This window comes from Rhodococcus sp. IEGM 1351 (assembly GCF_030056875.1).
In the GTDB taxonomy this organism is placed as follows: domain Bacteria; phylum Actinomycetota; class Actinomycetes; order Mycobacteriales; family Mycobacteriaceae; genus Rhodococcus_F; species Rhodococcus_F opacus.
The window spans coordinates 148,638-165,556 of record NZ_JASHKU010000008.1 but is presented as its reverse complement, the minus strand read 5'-3'; the positions used below and the strand labels follow the sequence as shown (position 1 = coordinate 165,556).

At 68.8% G+C, this 16,919-nt stretch carries 15 protein-coding genes and 1 pseudogene; 5 read left to right on the top strand and 11 right to left on the bottom strand.

The genetic code is table 11. The features are described 5' to 3' along the window. Positions 1-22: 22 nt before the first annotated feature. Positions 23-823 (bottom strand): electron transfer flavoprotein subunit beta/FixA family protein, encoded by an 801-nt coding sequence (locus QM806_RS16265; RefSeq protein WP_005259535.1) that lies wholly within the window; start codon positions 821-823, stop codon positions 23-25. 241 nt (positions 824-1,064) lie between these two features. Between QM806_RS16265 and QM806_RS16260 the strand changes: the two genes are divergently transcribed. The 3 genes from QM806_RS16260 to QM806_RS16250 are packed head-to-tail and all read left to right on the top strand — an operon-like array spanning position 1,065 to position 4,728. Continuing rightward, positions 1,065-1,892 (top strand): class I SAM-dependent methyltransferase, encoded by an 828-nt coding sequence (locus tag QM806_RS16260; RefSeq protein ID WP_005569008.1) that lies wholly within the window; start codon positions 1,065-1,067, stop codon positions 1,890-1,892. Further along, a complete protein-coding gene (locus QM806_RS16255) occupies positions 1,889-3,487 on the top strand; it encodes a 1,4-alpha-glucan branching protein domain-containing protein (RefSeq protein ID WP_183102189.1) in 1,599 nt (532 codons plus the stop codon). Before QM806_RS16260 ends, QM806_RS16255 begins: the two co-directional genes overlap by 4 nt. Beyond that, on the top strand, positions 3,484-4,728 hold the full coding sequence (locus QM806_RS16250) for a glycosyltransferase family 4 protein (protein ID WP_120659268.1): 1,245 nt from the start codon (positions 3,484-3,486) through the stop codon (positions 4,726-4,728). The genes QM806_RS16255 and QM806_RS16250 overlap by 4 nt, the downstream gene beginning before the upstream one ends. A gap of 8 nt (positions 4,729-4,736) precedes the next feature. On the opposite strand, the gene QM806_RS16245 is transcribed toward QM806_RS16250, so the two are convergent. After that, positions 4,737-4,994 (bottom strand): DUF3253 domain-containing protein, encoded by a 258-nt coding sequence (locus QM806_RS16245; RefSeq protein ID WP_005566342.1) that lies wholly within the window; start codon positions 4,992-4,994, stop codon positions 4,737-4,739. A gap of 25 nt (positions 4,995-5,019) precedes the next feature. After that, on the bottom strand, positions 5,020-5,763 hold the full coding sequence (locus QM806_RS16240) for an acyltransferase (protein ID WP_005240319.1): 744 nt from the start codon (positions 5,761-5,763) through the stop codon (positions 5,020-5,022). Positions 5,764-5,902: 139 nt separating this feature from the next. On the opposite strand from QM806_RS16240, the gene QM806_RS16235 reads away from it, so the two are divergent. Then, positions 5,903-7,210 carry an outer membrane protein assembly factor BamB family protein gene (locus QM806_RS16235; protein WP_054246649.1) on the top strand — a complete coding sequence of 436 codons (1,308 nt, stop codon included), beginning with the start codon at positions 5,903-5,905 and terminating at the stop codon, positions 7,208-7,210. Positions 7,211-7,249: 39 nt separating this feature from the next. Here the strand turns inward: QM806_RS16235 and QM806_RS16230 are convergent, their stop codons facing one another. The 5 genes from QM806_RS16230 to QM806_RS16210 form a co-directional block, all read right to left on the bottom strand. After that, entirely contained in the window at positions 7,250-8,407 is a 1,158-nt protein-coding gene (locus QM806_RS16230) for a THUMP-like domain-containing protein (protein ID WP_005566344.1), read from the bottom strand. Position 8,408: 1 nt separating this feature from the next. Beyond that, positions 8,409-9,380, bottom strand: coding sequence for a class I SAM-dependent methyltransferase (locus tag QM806_RS16225; protein ID WP_005259548.1), 972 nt, complete (start codon positions 9,378-9,380; stop codon positions 8,409-8,411). Between the two features lie 55 nt (positions 9,381-9,435). Continuing rightward, positions 9,436-10,215 carry an enoyl-CoA hydratase/isomerase family protein gene (locus tag QM806_RS16220; protein ID WP_005566345.1) on the bottom strand — a complete coding sequence of 260 codons (780 nt, stop codon included), beginning with the start codon at positions 10,213-10,215 and terminating at the stop codon, positions 9,436-9,438. A 57-nt stretch (positions 10,216-10,272) separates the two neighbouring features. Next, positions 10,273-11,115: an NUDIX hydrolase gene (locus QM806_RS16215; protein WP_054246651.1), complete on the bottom strand. Its 843-nt coding sequence runs from the start codon at positions 11,113-11,115 to the stop codon at positions 10,273-10,275. A gap of 65 nt (positions 11,116-11,180) precedes the next feature. Then, the gene (locus QM806_RS16210; protein ID WP_007296831.1) at positions 11,181-12,005 is read right to left on the bottom strand and encodes an ABC transporter ATP-binding protein; all 825 of its coding nucleotides are present in this window, start codon (positions 12,003-12,005) and stop codon (positions 11,181-11,183) included. An 83-nt stretch (positions 12,006-12,088) separates the two neighbouring features. On the opposite strand from QM806_RS16210, the pseudogene glgX reads away from it, so the two are divergent. Further along, positions 12,089-14,056, top strand: a pseudogene (glgX, locus tag QM806_RS16205) (glycogen debranching protein GlgX); the annotation flags it as partial. 14 nt (positions 14,057-14,070) lie between these two features. On the opposite strand, the gene yczE reads toward glgX, so the two are convergent. From yczE to serB, 3 genes are all read right to left on the bottom strand, one after another. Beyond that, complete coding sequence (gene yczE / locus QM806_RS41695) at positions 14,071-14,772, bottom strand: membrane protein YczE (RefSeq protein WP_259465556.1); 702 nt, start codon at positions 14,770-14,772, stop codon at positions 14,071-14,073. An 82-nt stretch (positions 14,773-14,854) separates the two neighbouring features. After that, on the bottom strand, positions 14,855-15,634 hold the full coding sequence (locus tag QM806_RS16195) for an aminoacyl-tRNA hydrolase (protein WP_120659270.1): 780 nt from the start codon (positions 15,632-15,634) through the stop codon (positions 14,855-14,857). Further along, a complete protein-coding gene (gene serB / locus QM806_RS16190) occupies positions 15,631-16,851 on the bottom strand; it encodes a phosphoserine phosphatase SerB (RefSeq protein ID WP_005240300.1) in 1,221 nt (406 codons plus the stop codon). The genes QM806_RS16195 and serB overlap by 4 nt, the downstream gene beginning before the upstream one ends. Positions 16,852-16,919: the final 68 nt, after the last annotated feature.

The following is a 16,919-nucleotide window of genomic DNA, read 5'->3' as shown; positions in this document are numbered from 1 at the left end:
GCTGGTCTGTAGAGGGGCGCGATCAGATGATCTTCTGGCCCACGAGGTAGGCAGCGATCTTGCTGCCGCCGTCGCCCTCGTCGACGATGCGCTCACCAGCGGTACGCGGGGGCTTGGGGGTGGAGGCGGTGACGGTGGTGCCCGCGTTGGCGACGCCGACGGTCTCCGGGTCGACACCGAGGTCGGCCAACGTGTAGACGAGAACTTCCTTCTTCTTCGCGGCCATGATGCCCTTGAAGGAGGGGAAGCGGGGCTCGTTGATCTTCTCGGTGACGCTGACGATGGCCGGCAGGCTCGCCTCGAGGCCGAAGACGCCCTCGTCGGTCTCGCGCTCTCCGGTGACGGTGCCGTCGGCGACCGTGAGCTTGCGCAGCTGGGTGAGCTGCGGGATGCCCAGGTACTCGGCGATGATGGCCGGAACGGCGCCGACGCGGCCGTCGGTGGCCTCGTTGCCGGCGATGATCAGGTCGGCAGGCTCTTCGTTCTCGAACGTGATCTGTCCGAGCGCCGCGGCCAGGGTCCACGCGGTCTGCACCGCGTCGGAGCCGTGGAGGGCCGGGTCGTTGATGTGCACTGCCTTGTCGGCACCCATGGACAGGGCCTTGCGGATGGCGTCGGTGGCACGGTCCGGACCTGCGGAGAGGACGGTCACCTCGCCGCCCTGAGCCTCCTTGATCAGGAGCGCTTCTTCGACGGCGCGCTCGTTGATCTCGTCGAGCACTGCATCGGCGGCCTCGCGGTCAAGCGTGTAGTCACCGTCGGTCAGCTTGCGCTCGGACCACGTGTCGGGGACCTGCTTGATCAAAACAACGATGTTCGTCATGGGTCTTCGTCGACCTCCTGTGTGTTCTTGCGTGGTTATCGTGAGTTGCTCCGCGTGGGCCGAGCTCTCGTTGTCGATATTTCGTCGCACGATGGCTCTGCGACAGATTACCCCACGTTAAGTTACCAGTCGGTAACTTGCGTGAAAGTCTCGTTCACCATAACGGCCGAATGCGCATTTCATCCCTGTGATGTAGACCACCTGGACGAGCGACCTTGCCGGTGGCACTAACCTCGCAGCGGTGAGCGAATCATTTGTCGGCGACCGCGAGGACGCACCACTGCCCCCGCTCGGTCACGAGCAATTGCCATCGACCGGCGACGAGCAGCTGCCCCTCACGGGCGAGCGGACCGTGCCCGGGATCCCCGAGGAGAACTACTGGTTCCGGCGGCACGAGGTCGTCTACCGCGACCTCCTCCCCCGCTGCACGGGACGCCGGGTACTCGAGGCCGGATCCGGAGAAGGCTACGGCGCCAACATGATTGCCGACGTGGCACAGAGCGTCACCGGACTCGACTACGACATCTCCGCGGTCGAACACGTCCGTGCGCGCTACCCCCGCGTCGAGATGCTGCACGGCAACCTCGCGGAGCTTCCCCTCGACGACGAATCCGTCGACACCGTCGTCAATTTCCAGGTGATCGAACACCTGTGGGACCAGGCCCAGTTCCTCCGCGAATGCTTCCGGGTGCTGACGCCCGGCGGGGAACTGCTCGTCAGCACCCCCAACCGCATCACGTTCTCGCCGGGCCGCGACACGCCCCTCAATCCGTTCCACACCCGCGAACTCGACGCGGCCGAGCTGACCGGACTGCTCGAGGAGGCCGGATTCAGGGTCGCCCTCATGACCGGCGTCCATCACGGCGACCGGCTGAAGTCCCTCGACGCGAAGCACGGCGGCTCGTTCATCGGCGCGCAGATCGACCGCGCACTCGCCGGCGAACCCTGGCCCGACGAACTGACCCGCGACGTCGAGGGCATCACCCTCGACGACTTCGCCTTGCACGAGGGCGACATCGACGACAGCCTCGACCTGGTGGCCGTCGCGGTGAAGGATCCTGTTCGGTGACCGAATCCGACAACCGCACCGGAGCGGGCGACGCGACGGAACCGGGTATGTTCTGCCTGGTCCTGCACTCCCACCTGCCCTGGCTCGCCAATCACGGCCGGTGGCCGGTGGGCGAGGAGTGGCTGTACCAGTCGTGGGCGGCGTCGTACCTCCCTCTCACCGCGATGTTGCGGCGGCTGTCCGACGAGGGTCGCTCACACCTGCTGACCCTCGGCATCACCCCGGTTCTCGCAGCTCAGCTCGATGATCCGCACTGTCTGGTGGGGATGCACCACTGGCTCGGGAACTGGCAGATCCGCGCACACGAGGCGGCAGGCATGCCCGACGACGCGCACCGCGATCTCGGTGCCCGCGAGCACCGCGCGTCCGCCGCCGCCCTCGCCGACTTCGAACTGCGCTGGCGGCACGGCGGCTCACCGCTACTGCGCGACCTTCTCGACCGCGGGGCGTTCGAACTGCTGGGCGGGCCGCTTGCCCACCCGTTCCAGCCGCTGCTCGACCCGCGGTTGCGCGCCTTCTCCCTCAGCGAGGGGCTCGCCGACGCCGCCGCGCGGTGGAACTGCACGCCGACAGGTATCTGGGGGCCCGAATGCGGGTACACCCCCGGCATGGAGACCGGATACGCCGAGGCGGGTGTCACTCATTTCATGGTCGACGGTCCCGCCCTGCGCGGCGACACGTCGCTCGGCAGACCGGTCCGTGAGTCCGACGTGGTCGCGTTCGGACGCGACCTGCAGGTGAGTTACCGGGTGTGGTCGCCGAAGTCGGGCTACCCCGGGCACGGCGCCTACCGTGACTTCCACACGTACGACCACGACACCGGCCTCAAACCGGCCCGGGTGACCGGCCGCACGGTCGACTCGGCCGACAAGGCGCCATACGACCCCGCCCTGGCTACGGCCGCGGTCGACCGGCACGTGGCCGACTTCGTCGCCACCGTCCGCAGGCGCCTGCGCGACGAGTCGGAGCGCATCGGACGGCCCGCGCTCGTCGTCGCCGCGTTCGACACGGAACTGTTCGGGCACTGGTGGCACGAGGGCCCCGAGTGGCTCGAGAAGGTGCTGCGGGCGCTGCCCGAGGCCGGAATCCGGGTCGGCACCCTCGATGACGCCCGGCGGCAGGGCTACGTGGGCGAACCCGTCCAGCTCGAGAGATCATCGTGGGGATCCGGCAAGGATTGGCGGGTATGGGCCGGCGATCAGGTCTCGGACCTGGTGCAACTCAACTCCGAGGTGGTCGCGACCGCCCTCGACACCGTGGACAAGACCCGCGACACCAATGCTGCCCCCGGACGTCCCGCGCTCCGGAACCGCGTGAACGATCAGATACTGCGGGAGGCACTCATAACGGTGTCGAGCGACTGGGCGTTCATGGTCAGCAAGGATTCCGCGGCCGGATATGCCCGCGACCGGGCACACAAGCACGCACATGCCACCCGCGAAATCGCGGCCGCGGTGTCGGCGGGCAAGGACGCGGCCGCGAACCGGCTCGCAGAGGGATGGAATCGCGCCGACGGCCTGTTCCCCGGGCTCGACGCGCGGCGTCTGCCCGGCAGGGAGCACCGGCTGACGGGCACCGAGGGAGGGGCGTCGTGAAGATCCTGATCGTGTCGTGGGAGTACCCACCCGTCGTGGTCGGCGGTCTCGGCCGCCACGTCCACCACCTGGCCACCGAACTCGCGGCGGCCGGACACGAAGTGGTGGTGTTGTCGCGGCGGCCGTCGGGCACCGACGCCTCCACCCATCCCACCGTCACCCACATCGAGGACGGCGTGCTGGTCGTCGCCGTCGCCGAGGACCCCGCGCACTTCGTCTTCGGCGAGGACATGCTGGCGTGGACACTCGCGATGGGGCACGCGATGGTGCGGGCCGGCGTCGCCCTGCACAAGCCCGGTGTCGGGGAGGGCTGGCAGCCGGACGTGGTGCACGCACACGACTGGCTCGTGGCCCACCCCGCCATCGCGTTGGCCGAATTCTACGACGTCCCTTTGGTTTCCACACTCCACGCCACCGAGGCCGGACGGCACAGCGGCTGGGTGTCCGGCCGGATCAACCGGCAGGTGCATTCGGTGGAATGGTGGCTGGCCAACGAATCCGATGCGCTCATCACCTGTTCCGCGTCGATGCAGGACGAAGTGACCACACTCTACGGTCCGCAGCTCCCACCGACCACGGTGATCCGCAACGGAATCGACCTCACCACCTGGAGCTTCCGCGAGCGCGCGCCACGGTCCGGACCGCCGAAACTACTGTTCGTCGGCCGCCTCGAATACGAGAAGGGCGTGCAGGACGCCATCGCCGCGCTCCCCCGCATCCGCCGCAGCCACCCCGGGACCACGCTGTCGATCGCCGGTGAAGGCACCCAGTTCACCTGGCTCTACCAGCAGGCCCGCACCCATCGCGTCGCCCGTGCCGTGAACTTCCTCGGCAACCTCGACCACATCGAACTGCTCGGGTGGCTGCACGGCGCCGACGCCATCGTCCTGCCCAGCCGGTACGAACCGTTCGGCATCATCGCACTCGAAGCCGCCGCCTCCGGCACCCCGCTCGTGGCGTCCACCGCCGGCGGCCTCGGTGAAGCGGTCGTCGACGGCGAGACCGGCATGTCGTTCCAGCCGGGCGACGTCACCGGGCTCACGTCCGCGGTCCGGGAGGTCCTCGACGACCCGGCCGGCGCCCAGCAGCGCGCGGTGGCCGCCCGTGACCGTCTCACCGCGGATTTCGACTGGAACAAGGTGGCCGAGGACACCGTCCACGTCTACGCGGGCGCCAAGCGTCGCGTGCGGCACCCGTTGGCGAGGCCGGAGATTCCCGAGCGTCCGCTGCCCGGTCGCTGACGTGGCCCTCAGTCCGCGCGGGCCCGCCGGATCCGGATCGGACCCCGTGCCGATCCCGGATCCACGACGGCACCCTTCTGAGTGACCTCGACCTCCCCGGCATCGGCCAGGCGCCGGGCGGCCTCCCGCACCGGCTCCATGAGGGGACGCCAGTCGTCCGGTGCGACGGCCCGCGCGACATCCGACGGGCAGATGCTCGAATTCGCGGACCGCGCGTCGAGGAGCGCCCGGATGCGCTCCTCGAGTTCACTGCCCGACGCGGTCATGCTGCCGACTATGCCACCGCGCCGGTCAGTTCTCCTGCGCCGCCTTCTTCCGGGCGATGTCCTCGAGGGCCGCGATGTACTTCGCGCGTTCGGACGCACCCGCCTCCCACTCGGCCTTGCGGTTCTTCACGGGCTTGGCCGGCGAGCCGACGGCGATGCTGAAGTCCGGGATGTCACCCTTGACGACGGCATGCGCGCCGAGAACACAGCCTCGCCCCACCCGCGTGTTGCGGAGAACCGTGACCTTGGCCGCCACCCACGTGTCGGGTCCGATGCGGACCGGGCCCTTCACGATGCCCTGATCCTTGATCGGGACGTTCACATCGTCCATGCGGTGATCGAAGTCGGTGATGTAGCACCAGTCGGCCACGAGCGTCGACGCGCCGATCTCGATGTCGAGGTACGTGTTGACGACGTTGTCCTTGCCGAAGACCACCTTGTCGCCGATGCGCAGCGAACCCTCGTGGCAGCGGATCGCGTTGCCGTCGCCGATGTGCACCCAGCGGCCGATCTCGAGCCGCGACAGGTCGGGGGTCGAATGGATCTCCACCCGCTTGCCGAGGAACACCATGCCGCGCAGGATCACGTGCGGGTTGGCCAGCTTGAACTTCGCGAGCCGGTAGTACCGCACGAGGTACCACGGCGTGTACGCCTTGTTCGCCAGCACCCATCGCAGCGAGTCGCGTGTCAGGAAGCGGGCCTGCTCGCTGTCGCTCCGCCGGGATCCTCGCCACCTCGTACGCAACGGTGCGCCCCACATGCTCGTCATAGCCTGTCAGCCTACGTTCACAGCTCGGGCCCCCGGTCGGGTGCGTCCGGACTCCGACACCGGCATCGGGGTGTGCCGATCGGCGCAGCCTCGGCGGGATAGTCTCTGGGCCGAGCGTTATCGAAGACGAGGAGAAGTAATGCGGCGGGTCCTACGTTCGTCAGTACTGGCGCTGGCGACGATCTCGGCTGTCGTCCTCAGCGGCTGCAGCAGCGGAACGCAGGTCGACGACATCTTCTCCGCAGGCGGGTGGCCCGGCATGCACGCCGACGCCCGCAACAGCGACACCAGCCCCGTCACCGGTTCCCGCGAACTCTCCTTCGCCTGGTCGCGGCCGCTCGGCGGTCCGGTGGCGAATTACGCGTCGGTGGCCGCCAGCGGCCAGATCTTCATCACGGCCCGCACCGAGAAGGGCTGCAACCTCTTCTCCTACCAGATGGACAGCGGCCGCAAACGCTGGTGCCGTCAGCTCGCGCCGGGTGTCGTGGCCTCCACGCCGATCGTCGACGGCGCCGCCAACGTGTACGTGGGTGAGAACGGCGCCATCAACTCGTTCAACGAGTACGGCCAGCTGCGTTGGCGCACACCGGTGGTCGGGACGCCGCTGTCGGCGCAGTTCACCGGCGACGGCAATCTCCTCTTCATCACCCAGCTCGGCCAGATCAACGTCGTGGACACGCAGACCGGTCAGAAGGTCGTGGCGCCGTACGATCTCGTCCCGCCGCCGTCCGTCGCCGAGGGCGCGACCGTCGACATCCTGCCCGACGACAAGGGCCTCAGCGGCTGCTTCTTCGGCGCACCCGACTGCCCGGTGGCGAACATGCCGGCCATCGACCTCGAGTCCGGCAAGTTCTACTTCACGTTCTTCGCCCCAGGAGCACCCGCGGCGGAACTCGTCGCAATGAAGTACTCCGGCGGCGACAACCCCGCGATCACTCAGGAATGGTCCAGCGATGCACTGCCGGGCGGCAGCGCGTCCAGTCCCGATCTGTCGGCCGACGGCTCCGTCGTCTACACCAACGACAACTGGGGCACGTTGTGGGCGATCGATTCCGCGACCGGCGATCCGAAGTGGAGTTACGACATCGGGTATGCCGCCGCCGGCAGCCCGTCGACGTCCGCGGACGGTCTGATCATCCCCGCGGGCGGACTCGACGGCCACCTGCTGGCGTTGCAGGACAAGGGCGATCATGCCGAACTTGTCTGGGAGCGGAAGGATCTGCTGCAGCTGGGCGTCCCGGCCCAGACGGCCGGGTCCACCGGTTACGCGGTGGTCCGCGAGGGTACGGACGGACTGGCGATGCTCACGTTCGACACCGGGACCGGCGAAACCCTCGACCAGGACACCCTGCCCGGGGCGAAGGGCTTCACGGTCGGCACGTCCGTCGGGCCGAAGGGTGAAGTTCTCACGCCGACACTGCTCGGAGAGCTTTTCGTCCTCCGCTGACCCGTGAGTACTTATTAACGTCCGGCGGTTAAGAAGTACTCACGGGCGCGAAGCGCAGATGAAGACGACGCCGGCTCGGCCGATCCGCGTGATCACCACACTGAGCGAACGACTTCCGCGCAGCTTCAGCTTGGGACGCAGGACCGCGGGATCGACGTCGACGCCGCGCACGAGGATTTCCGCCACCCCGCAGTCGTGCCGCGCCAGCTCCTGCCGCAGCGACTTCTCCGAATACTTCACCTGTTCGAGAATGCGGAAGCCCCGCACGCCGTCGGGGACCGAATCGCCGGTGAGATAGGCGATCCGGGGATCCAGCTGCCACAGCCCGTGCCGGGCGGCGTAGTGCCGCACCAGGCCCGCACGCACGACGGCGCCGTCGGGGTCTATGATCCACTCGCCCGGCGCGCGTTCGGGGATGTCGTCGTCCTCGGCGTCCGTCACCGTCCACGCGGTGCCGTCGGAGCCGAGGACGCTCGCTCGCCGGGTGACACCGGCTCCGGACAGTCCCGGCGACCACAGGCACGCCTCGCGCACGCCGCCGTCGAGCGACACCACCTCCACCTCGCCGTCCCAGCCGAGCCGGTCGAAATCGAGTCCGGGGGCGCACTTCACCGCGAGATCCCGTCCACGGTATGCGTCGATCAGATCGGGCAGCGGCGGCTCCAGCGCGGCGGGGTCGTGTGTGCGCCTGCCGCCGGACCGTCGCGCCGGATCCGCGAGCACGACGGTGCCGCGGGTGCACGGGACGAGCGCGTCGGCGCGGAGAACGGCCGCCCCGGGAACGTTGTGCTGCGCCATCAGGAGCCGGACCGGGTCGAGGTCGCTGCCGATCACGGTTGCGGCCGTCCCGGCCACCGCGTCCAGTTCGGCGCCGATGGAGCACGTGACGTCGTGGACGTGCCGGTCCTTCAGCCGCGTCGCACGGTGTGCGGCGACCGCACGCGGTGTCGCCTGTTGCAGGGCGTCGTCGGTGAAGAACCAGTTTTCGGTGCCGGGAAGTTTGGCTGCCGCCTTCCGCCGCAACAGCACGGTCTCCACCAGCAGCGCCACGTGTGAGCCGAAACGCGTACGCGCCCGGCCGATGTCGGCCAGGCGCGTAGACGTGGTCAGTGCGAAGCCGTCCACCTCCGCGAGCGCGGCTGCCCCGTCCGGGCTCTGCAGGAACTCCACGTCCCCGGCAGTGAACGCATAGCCCAATTCAGTTGCCGGGCTTCACGCCGGTGATCATGACGTTGTAGAAGAATCCCCGTGGAACCACGTGCCGGAGAACCTTCTCGTCGACCCAGCTGAGCGTCTTCCATCCGGTGAACGCGAAACGCCCCCAGCCCCAGCCCAGCTTCTCCGGGGGCACAGCCGCCTCGAACGTGCGGACGGGCCACCCGAGCAGAGCGGCGGCGAATTCCTCGGTGGCCGCGTGAACCTGCTCGGCGCCTGCCGACTTCGCGATCTTCTCGAGGTCGCTCGGATCGAACGTGTGGAGGTCGACGACGGCCTCGAGCGCGGCCGCGCGGGAGGACTCGTCCAATTCCGCCTGCGGGCGACGCCAGTCCGCTAGGAACGGCAACTTGGTGACCCGGGTGGTGACCTCCCACGTCGCGCGACCCAGCCAGCGGGCGTAGAAGTTGCCGATCGTGGTCGGCTCACCGGCGAACACGAAACGCCCGCCCGGCTTCAGGACGCGCAGAACCTCGCGCAGCGACTGCTCGACATCCGGGATGTGATGCAGGACAGCGTGTCCCACGACGAGGTCGAACGTACCGTCCTCGTACGGGATGGTTTCGGCGTCGGCGACGCGGCCGTCGACGGACAATCCCAGGCCCTCGGCGTTGCGGAGGGCGACCTTCACCATGCCGGGCGACAGGTCGGTGACCGAACCGGTCTTCGCGACCCCGCCCTGCATCAGGTTGAGGAGGAAGAATCCGGTGCCGCAGCCCAGTTCGAGCGCCCGCTCGTAGGGCAGCGGCTGATCGCCCGCGACGGCGTCGAAACGTCCGCGCGCGTAGTCGATGCACCGCTCGTCGTACGAGATCGACCACTTCTCGTCGTACGTCTCGGCTTCCCAGTCGTGGTACAGCACCTGGGCGAGTTTGGTGTCCTTCAGCGCAGCCTCTACCTCTTCGGCGGTGGCGTGCGGATGAGGAGCTGGGTCGTCATGGGCGCTTGCAGTCATGCGGCAAATCCTACTCGCTGGTAAGAGTGAACAGGTTCTAGTTTCGGGCTCCAGACTACTCGCCTGTGAACTGAGCCTTACCTGGGCCGTTCTCGATGAACGATTCCATCCCGATCTTGCGGTCCTGGGTGGCGAACAACGAGGTGAACAGCTGACGCTCCACCGCGAGCCCGGTCCCCAGGTCGACGTCCAGCCCACGGTCCACGGCGGCCTTCGCCGCAGCCAGGGCGCGGCCCGCTCCCTTCGTGAACTGCGACGCCCACGTGCGGGCCGCCTCGTACACGTCGTCCGGCGCCACGACCTCGTCGACCAGACCGATCGCGAGAGCCTCCTCGGCGTCGACGAACCGGCCGGTGAACAGTAGATCCTTGGCCTTGGACGGTCCGATCAGCCGGGCGAGACGCTGAGTGCCGCCGCCGCCGGGGATGATGCCGAGCAGGATCTCCGGCACGCCGAGCTTGGCGTTGTCGCCCGCGATGCGCCGGTCCGCCGACAGCGCGACCTCCAGGCCGCCGCCGAGCGCGTACCCCGTGATGGCGGCAACGGTGGGCTTCGGGATCTCGGAGACCGCCGCGAGGTCGGACTGCAGGTCGCCGATCACGTCGGACATCTGCCCGAAGTCCATCTCGGACATTTCCTTCACGTCCGCGCCCGCGGCGAAGACCTTCTCGCCGCCGTAGACGATGACGGCCTTCACGTCGGCGTTGACGGTCGCCTCCCGCGCCGCTGCCCGCAACTCCTGCTGAACCTGGCGGTTCAGGGCGTTCATCGGGGGGCGCGCCAGCCGGATCGTGCCGATGCCTTCGGATACCTCGAGAGTGACAAACTCAGCCATGAGGCAAAAGGCTACTTGTCTGCCTCCGACCCGGTTTCGCGGCCCGCCGCATCGCGATCAGTCGCGGGACGCCCACGGATGCGGACCGGCTTCGTAGTAGCCGTCCTGCCCCGGGAACTCGACGCGGAGCTGCTCCTCGTCCGTGATCAGAGTCGGCAGGATCACCGGGATCTCCGGCTCCGCGGCCAGCACCTCCGCGACCGAACCGAACGCGCTGAGCCCCGTGAGCTGACTCCACGTCGGCGGCAGCAGAATGCTTCCGCCGCCCTGCCAGTGCGCGAGCGCCGCGGCGGGACTCTGCCACTGCACCTCCTCGGCCTCGGACGTCGCGCCGTCCGCGATCTGGCCGTGCGGTGCGGCGGCGACGAAGAAACGCGTGTCGTAGCGGCGGCCCTCGCCGACCGGGGTGATCCAGTTGGCCCAGGGCCGCAGCAGGTCGGCCCGCAGGACGAGGTTCTCGCGCTTCAGGAAGTCGCTGAACGACAGTTCCCGCTTCTCGAGCTGTGTTCGGGACTGCGAATAACGGGACGTGTCCGCCACGACCGTGTCCGCGCTCGATCCCGCGAGGAGCACGCCGCATTCCTCGAACGTCTCACGCACCGCCGCACATACGAGGGCCTTCGCGCGCGCCGCATCGGTGGAGAACCGCCCGGCCCACCAGTCGACGGACGGTCCCGCCCAGTCGACCTCGGCTTCGGCGTCGGACGGGTCGACCCCGCCGCCGGGGAACACGGTCATGCCGCCGGCGAACGCCATCCCCTTCACCCGGCGGAGGAGGAACACCTCGATACCGGACGCCGCGACATCTGCCGCGGCGTCACGGATGAGGATGACCGTGGACGCGTCCTTGGGTGCCACGTCGGTACTGTCGCGGGGCGCCTGCTCTTGCTTCGAGACCATGTCTCGGAACCTACGCCGCCGGGTGACGCGGGTCGCAGTCGGTCCCCCGGTGTGACCGCCGGTCCTCAGCCTCGCCGGTGCGCGCCGGGGACGCGGGTCCGCCGCGCGAAGAACCGGCCGTCGACCTTGTCCAGGCTGATGGACTGGCTGAACGCCTCGCTGAGGTTCTCGGCCGTGATGACCTGATCCAGGAGCCCCTGCGAGACGACCTCCCCCTCCTTGAGGAGCAGTGCATGAGTGAAGCCCGGCGGGATCTCCTCGACGTGGTGGGTGATGAGGACCGTCGCGGGGGCGTCGGGGTCGGCGGCGAGATCGGTGAGGCGCGCGACGAGTTCCTCGCGCCCACCTAGGTCGAGACCGGCGGCGGGCTCGTCGAGCAGCAGTAGTTCCGGGTCGGTCATCAGCGCACGGGCGATGAGGACGCGCTTGCGCTCACCCTCGGACAGGGTGCCGTACGTGCGTCTGGCGAGGTGCTCGGCACCGAGGCTCTCGAGCATCTCGACGGCACGGTCGGTGTCCATGTCGTCGTAGCGCTCACGCCAGCGTCCGAGGACCGCGTAGCCGGCGGAGACGACGAGATCGGTCACGATCTCCTCGGACGGCACCCGGTTGGCGAGCGCCGAGGAGGACAGTCCGATCCGCGGACGCAGTTCGTTGATGTCGACGCGGCCGAGCCGCTCGCCGAGAAGGTAGGCGCTTCCGCTCGTGGGATGCAGTTCGGCGGCCGCGATCCGGAGCAACGACGTCTTCCCTGCCCCGTTCGGTCCGAGGACGACCCACCGCTCGTCGAGTTCCACCTTCCAGGTGACCGGGCCCACCAGAGTGTTGCCCCCGCGGCGGAGGAGAACGTCGTCGAATTCGATGAGGAGATCAGGATCAGGTTCATGCACGGACCCATCTTCCCGCACATCTTCCGAGCATTCACGGCAGGATCAGTTGCGTGTCGCCTCACATCGATTCGCACCCCGGCGAGATGTCGTCGCTCCCGCCGAGTCTGCGGCTGCCCGGATCACCGTTTCCCCTGGGAGCGAATGTGCGTGGCACCGGAACGCAGTTCGCGGTCCACGCTCCCGACGCCGAACTGGTACAGGTGTGCCTGATTTCCGAGGACGGCGACGAGACGCGGATCGACCTGGTCCAGCGGACGTACGGCATCTGGCACGGCATCGTCGAGGGCGTCGGTGCGGGACAGCGCTACGGCTACCGCGCGCACGGACGCTGGGAGCCCGCACGCGGCGTGCGCCTCAACCCCGCCAAGCTGCTTCTGGATCCGTGGGCGACCGGCATCACGGGCGAACTCGGCGACCACGACGCACTCGTCTCCCACGACGGCGACCCGTTCGGCGGCCCGTCGCGCGTCGACAGCCTGGGCCACACCCCTCTGTCGGTGGTGACGGCCGACCACGCCCGCACGAGCGGACCGCGGATCGAAAGGCCGTGGGAGGAAACCGTTGTCTACGAACTTCACGTGGGATCGTTCACCGCACGGCACCCCGACGTGCCGCCGCAGTACCGCGGAACGTATCTGGGTCTCGCGGAACCCGCCGTCGTCGGTCATCTCGTCCGTCTCGGGGTGACCGCGGTCGAACTGCTTCCCGTCCAGGCGTACATCTCCGAGGCCACCGTGCGTTCGCGGGGCATGCGCAACCACTGGGGGTACGCCACCGCGGCGTTCTTCGCCCCTCACCCGGGTTATGCGGTGGTGCCCGGTCAGGAGATCACCGAATTCCACACGATGGTCGACGCGCTGCACGCCGCGGGGATCGAGGTCGTCCTCGACGTGGTGTACAACCACACCTGCGAACAGGGCGTCGACGGCATCAGCCTCAGCTGGCGCGGCCTCGACGCCCCCGGCTACTACCTCCTCGACTCCGACGGTCGCGACATCGATCTCACCGGCTGCGGGAACACCGTCGACGCACAGTCGCCCGTCGCCGTCCGGATGATCGGCGACAGCCTGCGCTACTGGGCGCACGAGATGGGGGTCGACGGCTTCCGGTTCGACCTCGCGTCCGCTCTCGGCCGGCCCGGCGGCGGCCGATTCGATTCCCGCGCTTCGATCTTCTCCGCGATCACGGCGGATCCCGTTCTCTCCCGGTGCAAACTGATCGCCGAACCGTGGGACGCCACGTCGGACGGATATCGGGTCGGGCACTTCGGCGTTCAGTGGTCGGAATGGAACGACAAGTACCGCAACACCGTTCGACGGTTCTGGAACGGCGGCACCGGGGTACGCGATCTCGCCTCCCGGGTGGCGGGTTCCGAGGACGTGTTCGGAAACCGGCGGCCGTGGGCGTCCGTCAATTTCGTGACCGCGCACGACGGTTTCACCGCCGCGGACCTCGTGTCGTACCGCCGCAAACACAACGAGGCGAACGGCGAGGACAACCGGGACGGCGCCGATCACAACGACTCCGTCGACCACGGCGTCGAAGGCCCCACCGACGATCCGTCGATCATCGAGGCGCGGTCCCGGCACGTCCGCGCGCTCCTGGCCACGCTCGCACTGTCGACCGGCACGCCGATGTTCACCGCAGGCGACGAGTTCGGTCACACCCTCGGCGGCAACAACAACGCGTACTGCGTCCCCGAAGACACCCCGCGTGAAGACTCCTGGCCACTCGACTGGAGTACCGGGGACACGACTCTCACCGCATTCGTCACCCGGGCCCTCGACCTCCGACGCGCCTCCCCCGCGCTGCGCCAGCCGGAATTCTTCGAAGGCAGGCGCACACCCACCGGCCATCCCGACCTCGTGTGGTTCGGCGCCGACGGCGCGGAGATGGACGACCGCGCGTGGTACGACGACTCCAGGCGCACCCTCCAGGCGTGGATCGACGGTTCCGACATCCGCTCCCACACCGAAGACGGGCACCAGCTCACCGACGACAGCTGGCTTCTCGTCTTCCACTCGGGCGGACCCACCGTGATCACCCTGGGCTGTCCCGAATGGTTCTACGGCACGGTGCTCGCCGAATTCGACTCGGCGTCCCCCGACGGCGCACCCGCGCCGGCCGGCCCGATCTCCGGAGACTCCACGATCGCACTGTCCGGTCCGACGCTGCTCGTCTTTCGTGCGGTCGGATAGATGCCACCGAAGCGCATCATCAGCTGGATGAGCGGGCCGATGCCCAGCGCGTAGACGACGGTGCCCACCCCCACGGTGCCGCCGAGCAACCAGCCGGTGGCCAGCACCGTCACCTCGATCGACGTGCGGATCACCCGCACCGACAGCCCGGTGCGCGCGACCAGACCGGTCATGAGACCGTCCCTCGGGCCGGGACCCATCCCCGCACCGATGTACAGCACGGTGGCGAGCGCGTTGAGGACCACGCCACCGAGCATCACCACGATGCGCACGAGAAGGGAGTCGGCGGGTTCGAGGTACGCGAGCGAGGTGTCCACCGAGACGGCAATGACCACGACGTTGGCGATCGTCCCAAATCCCGGTTTCTGGCGGATCGGGATCCACAGCGCGAGCACCACGACACCGGTCAGCGCGGTCACCACACCGAAACTGAGTGGCGTGCGATCCGCGACCCCCTGATGGAACACATCCCAGGGGTCGAGACCGAGGCCGGCGGTGATCATCATGGCCATCGAGAAGCCGTACAGCCACAGTCCGGCGAACAGAGCGATCAGGCGTCGAGCGAGCATGCCCGTCAGTGTTCCGGGAAATCCTGCCGCACCCCATAGCCACGACGCAGGCACTGGACTGTCGATGCGTCGGCCACCACGCTCAGGGGCAGGCGATCACGGTCATCGATCCGGGAGCCACTTCGGTGAAGCCGGCGTCGCGCACTGCGATCGCCCGGCCCCGCACCACCTCGATGGTCAGCTCTTCCCACAGTCCGACGTCGGCGTCCCGCACGGTGCAGCGGTAGCCGGTGGCCGCCCACGCGCGGGCCTGCTCGGTGGTCATCGCACCGGCGAGCAGCATCGACGCGTGGCCCACCTGGGCCGCGGCCTTCCCCACCGTCATGTCCAGAGCGGAGTTGATCCACAGCACCGGATCCCCGTCCGGGATCTCTCCGGGGTCGTCGTGGTCGAGATCGGTCCCGCCGATCTGCAACTTCCGGATGCGGGGATCGAGCGCACCGACGGCGACGGGCACGAGCGCGCGGGCCTGCGCACCGTCGACGTCGACGGTGATCCCGTCGACCTCCTGCGCCGCACGCCACCCGGCTCCCCGTGCCCGCCGCGTCACCTTGCGGATCCGGGACCCGATCCAGACGAGGTAATCCTCCTGCCACGGTCCGGGCGCGCCCGTCTCATCGGGGCCGACGCGGGGGTCGAGGCACAACGCCACGGCCGCGGTGGCTGCAGCTTCCAGCAGAGCACTACGGGGCGGGGGGTCGGCCTTCGGAATGTGCAGCACGATCGGCATGGCGAGGACCTGTGCCGGGTCGTCCGGATCCGGCCGGCCGCCGTATCCGGCCGCGAGGACGGCGTGACGCGCCGCCCACAGGGTGTCGTCACCGGTCTCCCCGGTGACCGCACCGCGGCACGATTCCGTCACGACAGCGGGACTCGTCGCACCACGCCGTCCACCGCGTCGGCGGCCTCGACCTCGTCGCGGGTGACCCCGAGGATGAACAGCACGGCGTCGAGGAAGGGGTGCGACAGTGCGGTGTCCGCGACCTCGCGCAGAGCGGGCTTGGCGTTGAACGCGATTCCCAGCCCGGCGGCGTTGAGCATGTCGATGTCGTTGGCGCCGTCGCCGACCGCCACCGTCTGTTCCATCGGGACGCCGACCTGAGCGGCGAACTTGCGCAGTGCGGTCGCCTTCGCGGCCCGGTCGACGATGTCGCCGATCACCCGGCCGGTGAGCTTGCCGTCCACGATCTCGAGCGTGTTGGCCTGCACGAAGTCCAGTTCCAGTTCGTGGGCCAGGCCCTCGATGACCTGCCGGAAACCGCCGGACACCACACCGCAGTGGAAGCCGAGCCTGCGCAGCGTCCGGATGGTGGTGCGGGCGCCCGGTGTCAGTTCCAAGTTTTCCGCGACGTCGTCGATCACGGACGCGTCGAGGCCGGCGAGGGTTGCGACCCGCTGGTGCAGGGATTCGGTGAAGTCGATCTCGCCGCGCATCGCCGATTCGGTGACGGCGCGCACCTCGTCCTCGACGCCCGCCCGCGCGGCGAGCATCTCGATGACCTCGCCCTGGACGAGGGTCGAGTCGACGTCGAACACGATGAGCCGTTTGGCCCGACGGGCCAGTCCCCCGCGTTCGACCGCGATGTCGACGTTCTCGCGCACGGCCACTTCTGCCAGTACGGTGCGCAGACTCTTGTCCGCCTCCGCCGTGCCGGGAGCGCTCACGAGAAGTTCGAGGCCCGTCACCGGGTAATCGGCGACACCCCGGATCGAGTCGATGTTGACCCCGAGGGTCGCCATCTCCCGGGCCACCGAGCGCAGCGCGCGAGCGGACACCGGGCTACCGAGGACGACCACGGCGTGGGTGGACAGCGACTGCCTGCCCGGATCGGCACCGATCTCGACGTCCACCGACATCCCGACGGTGGCCATCGCCTCTTCGAGTTCCTCCTGCAGCGCTTCCCCGTTCTCGGGGCAGGCCACCAGGACACCGAGGGTCAGTCGCCCACGAATCACCACCTGCTCCACGTCGAGAAGGCTCACGTCGTGGCGGGAGAGCGACCCGAAGAGCACCGAGGTGACGCCGGGTCGGTCGGGGCCCGTCACGGTCACCAGAACAGTGGTGTCTGCTGCACCCACCGATGTACTCCGATCATGTTGCTCGCGCGGCTTGTCCGGCACCCATTGTGCCAACTGAAAGGCCCCGC